At 56.2% G+C, this 8,655-nt stretch carries 6 protein-coding genes and 1 pseudogene; 2 read left to right on the forward strand and 5 right to left on the reverse strand.

Going from position 1 to position 8,655, the window contains the following annotated elements:
* The 3 genes and pseudogenes from HFM78_RS12300 to HFM78_RS12310 all read right to left on the reverse strand — a co-directional run.
* A pseudogene (locus HFM78_RS12300) lies at window positions 1–180 on the reverse strand (IS4 family transposase); the annotation flags it as partial.
* Between the two features lie 559 nt (window positions 181–739).
* The gene (locus HFM78_RS12305; RefSeq protein ID WP_287129742.1) at window positions 740–1,000 is read right to left on the reverse strand and encodes a hypothetical protein; all 261 of its coding nucleotides are present in this window, start codon (window positions 998–1,000) and stop codon (window positions 740–742) included.
* A 44-nt stretch (window positions 1,001–1,044) separates the two neighbouring features.
* Window positions 1,045–1,920, reverse strand: a complete 876-nt coding sequence (locus tag HFM78_RS12310) for an NAD(+) kinase (RefSeq protein WP_287129743.1) — start codon at window positions 1,918–1,920, stop codon at window positions 1,045–1,047.
* A 124-nt stretch (window positions 1,921–2,044) separates the two neighbouring features.
* Between HFM78_RS12310 and acsF the strand changes: the two genes are divergently transcribed.
* Both acsF and HFM78_RS12320 read left to right on the forward strand, forming a co-directional pair.
* A complete protein-coding gene (gene acsF, locus HFM78_RS12315) occupies window positions 2,045–3,067 on the forward strand; it encodes a magnesium-protoporphyrin IX monomethyl ester (oxidative) cyclase (RefSeq protein WP_287129744.1) in 1,023 nt (340 codons plus the stop codon).
* Between the two features lie 23 nt (window positions 3,068–3,090).
* A complete protein-coding gene (locus HFM78_RS12320) occupies window positions 3,091–6,516 on the forward strand; it encodes a hypothetical protein (protein ID WP_287129745.1) in 3,426 nt (1,141 codons plus the stop codon).
* Between the two features lie 74 nt (window positions 6,517–6,590).
* Here HFM78_RS12320 and HFM78_RS12325 read toward each other — a convergent pair whose 3' ends face one another.
* Together HFM78_RS12325 and HFM78_RS12330 are read right to left on the reverse strand one after the other, a co-directional pair.
* Window positions 6,591–7,808 carry a zinc-dependent alcohol dehydrogenase gene (locus HFM78_RS12325; RefSeq protein WP_287129746.1) on the reverse strand — a complete coding sequence of 406 codons (1,218 nt, stop codon included), beginning with the start codon at window positions 7,806–7,808 and terminating at the stop codon, window positions 6,591–6,593.
* 18 nt (window positions 7,809–7,826) lie between these two features.
* On the reverse strand, window positions 7,827–8,330 hold the full coding sequence (locus HFM78_RS12330; protein ID WP_287129747.1) for an SRPBCC family protein: 504 nt from the start codon (window positions 8,328–8,330) through the stop codon (window positions 7,827–7,829).
* Window positions 8,331–8,655 lie beyond the last annotated feature (325 nt).

An 8,655-nucleotide genomic window follows, 5' to 3' on the forward strand; every position in this document is an offset into this window, starting at 1 on the left:
ATTCGTGACCAAGCGATACTCACTCCTAGTCTGGATATCGCAAAAATTAACGACTCTATACCAACCAGAATCCTTTCCTCCCCCTACTTTTATCAGGTTTCCCTCTCCATACTCAAGCTTATAATTCATGTTTATACGTAATACATAATACTTTTTATCCTCTTCTTTCTGCATGGTCATGAGCTTAAGGTAGCTGAGGCTAGCAAACCCCCGATCCATTACGCCGACTGCATTTGTGGGAATAGCTTCTGTCATTTCATCTATTTTCTGGGCGTCATGTCCATGGCAAAAGCAATCCAACACCCGAAGAAAAGGCGAGTGTTTAGCACGGGGTAGTCCGTATCGCACAAATCAGAAAGGATTTCTTTGAGAGCTTTGGGTAAACTTTCTAGCATGAGTTTGTTTTTGATTGGTCGCTGTAAGTCTAAAGCATAAAAAACTTTGGACTGGCTTTTTCAGTCTTATTTCTTAACTTTCAACACTTGTGGCAGAAACCTAAATAGTGATGTTTAGGAATCCCCGTCCTTTAGGTCGGGGAGGATGTCAATTTGTACCTAGTGCCTTGCCAAGGGTCTTTAATCAAAACGTTGCCTTGCTTGTCAATACCGTCTACCACTACATTGGGCCCCATGCGGCTACCAGAGGGCCAAAACAAAGCGGACCAAGGCTTGGTGCTTAGTTTTCTGATCTCTGGCTCTAGCTTTTCCCGAGAGCTCCCTAGAGCCAACACACCATTTCGTCAGCAAATCTCAGAAAACGTATTGAGGGCTGCTGCAACGAAAGAATTAACGGTCGGATCATTCGCAACCTCAAAAATTTGCCTTTGGTCAATCTCAATATCTCTACTTTTAAGGAGCATTTCCGCACAAGCGGTAATATAGGCAAGCTCATTGAACTGCTGGACGACTGAGGAGTCTCGTTTTTCTAAAAACACAGGCCAAGGACCACCTGCTGCACCTGATTTTGAATCCACTGCTCCCTCAATCCCTCCGGCAACCACCCCGACTGACCCGCGACAATTCACGGGCAAACTTAGTGAGTCAATTAAAGCTCACAACTGGCACTACCCCAATGCAACTTCTCGCGGAGGGTCCGAAAATACGAGGGGCTGCGTTCTAGGACGAGGAACGTAGCACTGAAGGGCGCAGTTTGGATGTTTACCTGTTGCCCGAGGGTCAGGGTGAAAGCTGGTACTCCGTCGGTCCACAGTTTAATCGGGAGGTCTACAGGCTGGCTGGCATTGACACTGATGCGCCGATGACTATTGAGGACCAAAGAGCGGCTAGAGAGGGAGGCTGGACAGATTGGGGTGATACAGATACCGGGCAATCCCGGCCCGAGGATTGGACCATTCGCCGCCAAATTATAAGAAGTAGAGCCCGTGGGCGTAGCAATAATCAACCCATCCCCGCGATAGCAGTCAATCGCTTCGCCGTCCACCTCTAGGTTGAAGGTTCCTAGGGGCAACCGCGTGGTGTTATCGGGCTTGAGAATAAATTCATTGAGACAGATGCTCGTGAAGTCCGGGGCTGTGGGGATCGTCGCCTCCAGAAGCATCCGTTCTTCCTTGAGAAAGTCTCCCTCTCTGAGTCGAGCCAAAATATCGCTCTCCAGCACCCCCGGCGGCTGGGTCAAAAATCCCAAATGCCCGCCCACATTCACCGCCAAGACCGGGACTCTCAAGGGAGCCAAAAACCGCGCCGCCGCTAGGGTAGAACCATCCCCGCCCAACACCAACCCCAAGTCAATTCGGTCCCCCCACTCCTCAATAAAAGCCGGGTAGGGATTGTGTTCTGGGCCGGTGGCCCCGACCAAGACCTCACAGCCGTCCTCGCGCAACTTCTCGCACCAGTGATGGGCCATTTTGATGCTGGCGGGCTGATTGGCCCGGTACGCAATGACAACTCTTTCAAAACCCACAGTTCAATCCCGTACTGTATGTAGTATAAGTGGCGGCCTTGTTCATATTACTTAATACTGCAACCCTGAATCCAGCGACAACTAGGGGCTAGACTATTTCCTATGTTGGCCCAGGATCGGGATCATGGTGGATACGATTGATACTGCCACGCGCTACAAGGCTCCGGTCAAGGAGACCCTCCTTACCCCCCGCTTTTACACTACGGACTTTGATGAGTTAGCCAAGCTGGATATCAGTGCGGTGGCGACGGACCTCGAAGCTTTGATGCAGGAGTTCCGCGTTGATTACAACCGCCATCACTTTGAGCGGGACGGGGTCTATACCTTAGAGGCTAAGGACCTGATGGGTCCGGTGCGCGACATCTTTGTCCACTTTTTGGAGCGGTCCTGTACTTCGGAGTTCTCGGGATTTGTCCTTTATAAAGAGATTGCCCGTCGCTTGAAAACTGTGAATCCCTTGTTGGCAGAGGGTTTTCATTTTATGTCGCGGGATGAAGCCCGTCACGCGGGTTTCTTGAACAAGACCATGGCAGATTTTGGGCTGGCCCTGAACCTGCCCGCTCTGAAGAAGAATAAGAAATACACATTTTTCAAACCCAAGTTCATTTTTTACGCCACCTACTTGTCGGAGAAGATTGGCTATTTCCGCTACATCACCATCTTCCGGCATTTAGAGCAGCACCCAGAACACCGTTTCCATCCGCTCTTTACCTACTTTGAGAACTGGTGTCAAGACGAGAACCGCCACGGCGACTTCTTTGATCTCATCCTCCGTTCCCAGCCCCGGTTGTTGCGGGGCCTCAATCGGTTGTGGGTCAAGTTCTTTTTGACTGCCGTTTTTGTCACCATGTATCTCAACGACCACAAGGACCGGGGGATTTATGATGCCCTGGGTCTCGACCCGACGGTTTATGCCAAGGAAGTCTTGGTACGGACCAACCGCGAGGCGGGTAAAGCCTTCCCGGTTATTCTCGACATGGATGACCAGTTTTGGGCAAGGATGGAACGCTGCCTCGCCAGCACCCTCAAGCTTGGCACCCTCAATAACCTCCCCACAAAACTTCCCCATTACCTATCCATCGCCTGGAACTACTTCCAGATCTGGGCGGCTAAACCCATCGAGACCAGTGTACGGACGGTCCTCTGACGTAATATCCAGTGCTTAAAACCGTGTGGAGTCCCCTAGTCCGGGTGGTTTTAGCGGTCCTAGTCAGTGGGATAGCCCTGGGGGTTGGTTTTTTCGGCTATATCTTTTTGACGCTTGACCCGAATCAGTGGCGATTACCTCTAGAACAAGCCCTTTCCCAGAGTTCAGGCCGCCAGGTTGAGGTGGGTCGGCTGCGCTTCAGTACGGTGAATGGTCTAGGCATCCGGGCAGACCAGATTGCGATTCGTGACCGTTCGCTGTTGGAAGGCCAAGGGCGGGACCTCCTCTTAGAAATCGAGTTACTACCGCTGCTTTGGCAGCAGGTTGCCGTCCGCAAACTGACGATTGACCGACTCAATCTCAAGGTCCGACGCGACCGCCGGGGGGTCTGGAGTATCGCGGACCTACTTAGCCGCCCCGTGGAGACCGAACGGCTCTCCTTCGACCCCGCCAGTACGGTTCTACAGTTGACCCGCGCCACAGTCAGTATTACCGATGAACTCATCACCCCCAGCCGCAGTTACCAGCTAGTCGGACTAGATTTGCGTTTGGGGGGGAGTCGCACCGCCACGGACCCTTTACCCATCTCGATGCAGGGCACCCTGGATGAACTCGGTCAGCAGACCGTGATGGCCTTGGAAGGAAAAATCCTGGCCCCCGCTACCCCGGACCAGAATTGGCAGGGGGATCTACAGATGTTGGTCTCGGATTTCCAGCCCCAGAACTGGGAGGGCTACTGGCGGGCTTGGTTGGTGGAGCAGGGCTTGACGGGACTGACGGGGCTGGGGGCGGGTCGTCTGGATCTGGATTTGCGTTGGCAAGGCGGGACCGACGGCGCAACGCAACTGACTGGGCGGCTGGGGGCTAAGGCTCTCTTCTGGCAATGGCCCCAGGTCTTTGGTCCTGAGCCCTGGTTCACCCCGTCTCTAGTCGCCCAACTGGACCTCAAGCGGGCGGCAATGGGGGAATGGCAGGCGAACCCGGTTGTTCTCAATCTCGGGGAGATGGCGGTCACCCTGACCGGGAGCTTTGACCCCGCGCCCCAACGGCTCAGTCTCCAGGCCACTAGCAACGACTTTGACCCCTACTTAGTCCGCGACCGCCTCCCGCTCAACCTTATCCCTAAACCCCTTGTCCCCTGGCTCGTCACCAGCACGGGCAAAGGCAAATTGAAATTCAGTGGACAGACCCAGGGCACCCTCAACCAGTTGACCACTACGGGACAAGTAGACCTGTTGGGTCTGGGGCTCAAAACCGCCACGATGGACGGTGATATTGACAGCCTGACCGGGCAACTGGTCTTTGACCCCAACCAAGTCGAGTTCAAACAGGTCAAGCTGGGGCTGGGTAAATCCGCCTGTGCCGTGAATGGGACGCTCCGGGACAACCAATGGGACTTGAAAGTAGACGCGCCCAATTTAGACTTGGGCCGTCTGAGTGGAATTAGCAGTGCTTTTTTCCGGCAGTTCGTCGGGGAGTGGCGGGGGCAGGGGCGGTTGTTGGGGCAGTTGCAGGGACCCCTGGGCAACCCCGCTTTTGTCGGCTCCCTCGAATTGCTCCAGGCGGAATTTCGAGACCGACGTTTACCCCGTCCCGTCACGCAATTGGCGGGGAGTTTGCGTTTTGAACCGGGACTCTTGACGCTGGATAATCTCCAGGGCAAAACCGGGGGGGGGGCCATCAGTCTCACTGGGACCGTCACCCAGCCCGGTCAAAGCAACGCCTCCCCCGACCTCACCCTCAAGGGCAATCTCGACCTAGCCTTGGTCCAAGCCCTACTCAATTCGCCTCTCGTGGGCCGCGCCCTCCAGACCTCCCGCCTCACCCGGCTCAACGGCACGGCTCAAGGCACCCTTAATTTCCAGGGGAGCAGTCTCAATGGTGAACTGGATCTGCGCGATGTCACCGTCGGACTGACCAGCCTAGGGCTACCCCTCACCCAGGTCCAAGGCATGGCTCTTTTGAGCGGCGGCGACCTGGAACTGCGCGACCTACGCGGTTTCGCCGGACCCTCGAACTTTACATTTAACGGGCTAGTCCGTAATTTCTTGGGCCGGACCGCGCTCAATGGCAGTCTCCGGGGCCAACTCGTCTTCCCCAGTGCCCGCCAACTCCTCCCCGAGTTGACGGGCACCCTCCAAGCTGTCGGCAGTGCCCCTTTTAACGTCACTTTCACGTCTCAAGGCGATAGCACCTTGGCCCAGGGCGACGGGGACCTCAGCGGGATTGCTCAGACCCGGTTGGGTGAATTGAACTTGGGGGAGCTAGAGCAGGGGACTTTCACCGCCCTCGCTACCCCAGACCGCTTGGCCCTCCAGCAAGCCACCCTCGTGACGGCTCGTAATACGCTCCAACTCGTGGGCACGGTCCGCCGTTGGTCCACTCCTGCGGCTCAAGTCCGACTCAGTTTGACCAGCGACCCCCAGCCTTTGACCCAGTTGACCACCCTCTTGCCGTGGCTCGCGGACTTGGATTTAGTCCAGGGCCAGGGTCAGTTAGATTTACAGTTGAGCGGGACCCGGCAGGCGAGTAACTGGGTGGGTGGGGTGCGCCTCAACGATGTCCAAATCCCCATCCTGGGTGGGTTAGCAGTCAACGGTAATCTCAGTCTGGCGGGCAAGGGTCTACGGGCGAACAATCTAAAAGTCCTCTGGCGTGACCAGCTGCTCACCCTCAGTGGGACCTACACGCCGGGTATCCCCACCGTGACCTTCCAGGCCCAAGCCGACCAACTGGACCTCGACAAACTCTTAAATGATTACCTCGCCGCCGCCCCGCTCAGGAGTTGGCAGGGCAGTGGCACGCTCAACGTCCGCACCACCCAACTCGGTTCCCTCCCGGTCCAGGGCCTCCAGACGACCCTCGTCCTCGGGGAGAATTTGCGTTTAGAAGCTCTACAAGCCACCACCAGCCAGGGCCGACTCCGGGGCAACCTCACCCTTGAAACGACGACCCCGCCCAGCTACTCGGGTGAGTGGACCTTCGCTGAAGTCCAGCTGGGACGACTCACTAACAGTCTTTTGAGTTGGGGGGATGAGAGTCTGGGTGTGGGTACGGTTCAAGTTACCTTTAAGGGTCAAGGTGCGACCGCCAAGCAATTTATCGGCAGTCTCACGGGTCAAGGTGAGCTGAAGGCCCAGAGTCCGTTTAAATGGCTTGCGCCCCTAGCCAAGAGTACCGGGCTCGCCATCAATAATCCCGTCCAATACGCCCTCCCCTTCACCCTCGAAGCCGGACAAGCCAAATTCCCGCCCTCGGTCTTCAGTAGCACGGCTGCCCCCGACCCCTGGCAAGCGGAACTCGGTGGTCAAGTCAACCTCACCACGGGCCAAGCCGAGACTGGGGGCACCCTGCGCTATCTCAGCCAGACCTTCCGTCTCCGCCTCAAGGGTGGCCTGACCGACAGTAATCCCAATGCGGTCCAAGAGGCTCAGCTCCAAGAGAATTAGCAGCGCGATCCGTGCCTATAGCCTGGGACTCGGAAAAGGGTGGCTGTTGAGACCACCCCATAACGCCCTACAACTTATTTAAGCTCCCACGGGCGGGACTGCAGGGAAGGGTAGAGGTTGTGTTCATGGGGTTTGAGGACGACCTTGGTACACTTATCCTTTTTGTCGCGGAAGATCTCGTAGCCCTTGGGAGCATCTTCCAGGTGCAGACGGTGGGAAATGATGTAGGAGGGGTCAATCTCACCGTTCTGAATCCGCGCCAAGAGGGGTTTTAGGTACTTGTGCATATTTGTCTGGCCCATTTTAAAGGTCAGACCTTTGCTAAAAGCGGCCCCCATCGGGATCTTGTCGAGTAACCCGCCGTACACACCTGGGATTGAAACCGTGCCGCCCTTGCGACAGGCCACAATCGCCTGCCGGAGAACTGCCGGACGATCGGTTTCCAGTTTCACGGCGATGGCAACTTGGTCATAGAGCGAATCAATCCCGGTCCCGTGGGCCTCTAGTCCCACCGCATCCATACAGCTATCGGGTCCCCGACCGCCAGTCATCTGTTTGAGAGCTTCACCCACCTCGACTTCCATAAAGTTCAAGACTTCTGCCCCGTTGTCTTTTGCCATCTGGAGCCGTTCGGGGACCTCATCAATGGCAATCACCCGGCCCGCCCCGAGCATAAAGGCACTCCTAATCGCAAACTGCCCGACGGGACCACAACCCCAAATCGCCACGGTATCGCCCGGCTCAATATTGCAGTTCTCGGCTGCTTGGTAGCCCGTGGGAAAAATATCGGACAAGAAGAGGACTTGTTCATCTGTGAGTTCCTCGGGGACCACAATCGGACCGACATCGGCGTAGGGGACCCGTGCATACTGAGCCTGTCCGCCTGCATACCCGCCAAAAAGATGGGAATAACCGAATAGACCCGAGCCAGCGTGACCGTACAATAGTTCGGCTCCCTTGGCATCGGGGAGGGAGTTGTCGCACAGGGACCAGAGGTCTTTATTACAAAAAAAACAACTACCGCAGGCAATCGTGAAGGGGACCACGACCCGGTCGCCTTTTTTGAGGTTGGTCACGCCTTTGCCGACCTCGACGACTTCACCCATGAACTCGTGACCCAAGATATCTCCGGCTTCCATGGTCGGGATCACGCCGCTATAAAGGTGTAGGTCTGAGCCACAGATCGCGGTGGAGGTGACTTTGAGAATGGCATCGCGGGGGTTGAGGATGACGGGGTCAGGGACGTTGGAGACCCGGACATCTTGGGCACCGTACCAGCAGAGGGCTTTCATGCGTAATTACTCCTTGGGTTAGCCGCGGGGTTGGCCCGCTGTGGTGGGTACTTCGTTGGCTTCCATCAGGTTCTTGAAGCGGCGTAGGTCATCACCGACTTGGATGCTCGGTTCTTCGCCGGTCAGTTTGGCAAAGAATTCACCAATTTTGCCGCCCGGGATGACGTAGGTGATTTGTACTTTGACTTCGGTGCCCCGTGCAGTGGGCAGGAATTGGACGGACCCACTATTGTCTACATCGGCTCCGGGCAGGGATTTCCAGGCGATGAGGCGGTCGGGGATTTCACGGGTAATCTCGGCGTCCCAGCCGACACTACCACCGAGGGGGGCTTTGGCTTGCCAGTGGGAGCGTAGGTTGTCCTGGACTTGGACGGACTGGAGGTGCTTCATAAACTTGGGTAAATTCTCAAAGTCGCGCCAAAACCCAAATAGGTCCTCAACGGGGCGGTTGATGGTGACGGTTTTCTCGACTTTGGTGCCGTGGTTACTGGGGGTAGCGGCGGCGGGATTGACGGTACTCATGGTTACTCCTTCGATAACTAGTTGGAGCGGCGGCTTGATGGTTTCGCTGGGTATCGTGGTCGCACCGCTACGCTCTGGACGCTTACCTTGGTGTATCTTCTAATCCGTGCCCTCCTCCACTATCTCAGGGCGTACATCTTGGTAGGAGCCCGCCGTGTGTGCCCTACCACACCTCGCCCTCTAGACATCTCTCTGTCTTGGTCCCCATTTATCTGTGCCCGTCAAGGTATGGGGCGGAGGGGCCTTAAGCGGAGTGACAGGGGGCGCAGGACCGCCAGCGTTCGATACTTGTGGGGTGGGTCGGGCGGCGACAGCGGGGACAGAG

This window comes from Candidatus Cyanaurora vandensis, assembly GCF_013285555.1.
In the GTDB taxonomy this organism is placed as follows: Bacteria; Cyanobacteriota; Cyanobacteriia; order Gloeobacterales; family Anthocerotibacteraceae; genus Cyanaurora; species Cyanaurora vandensis.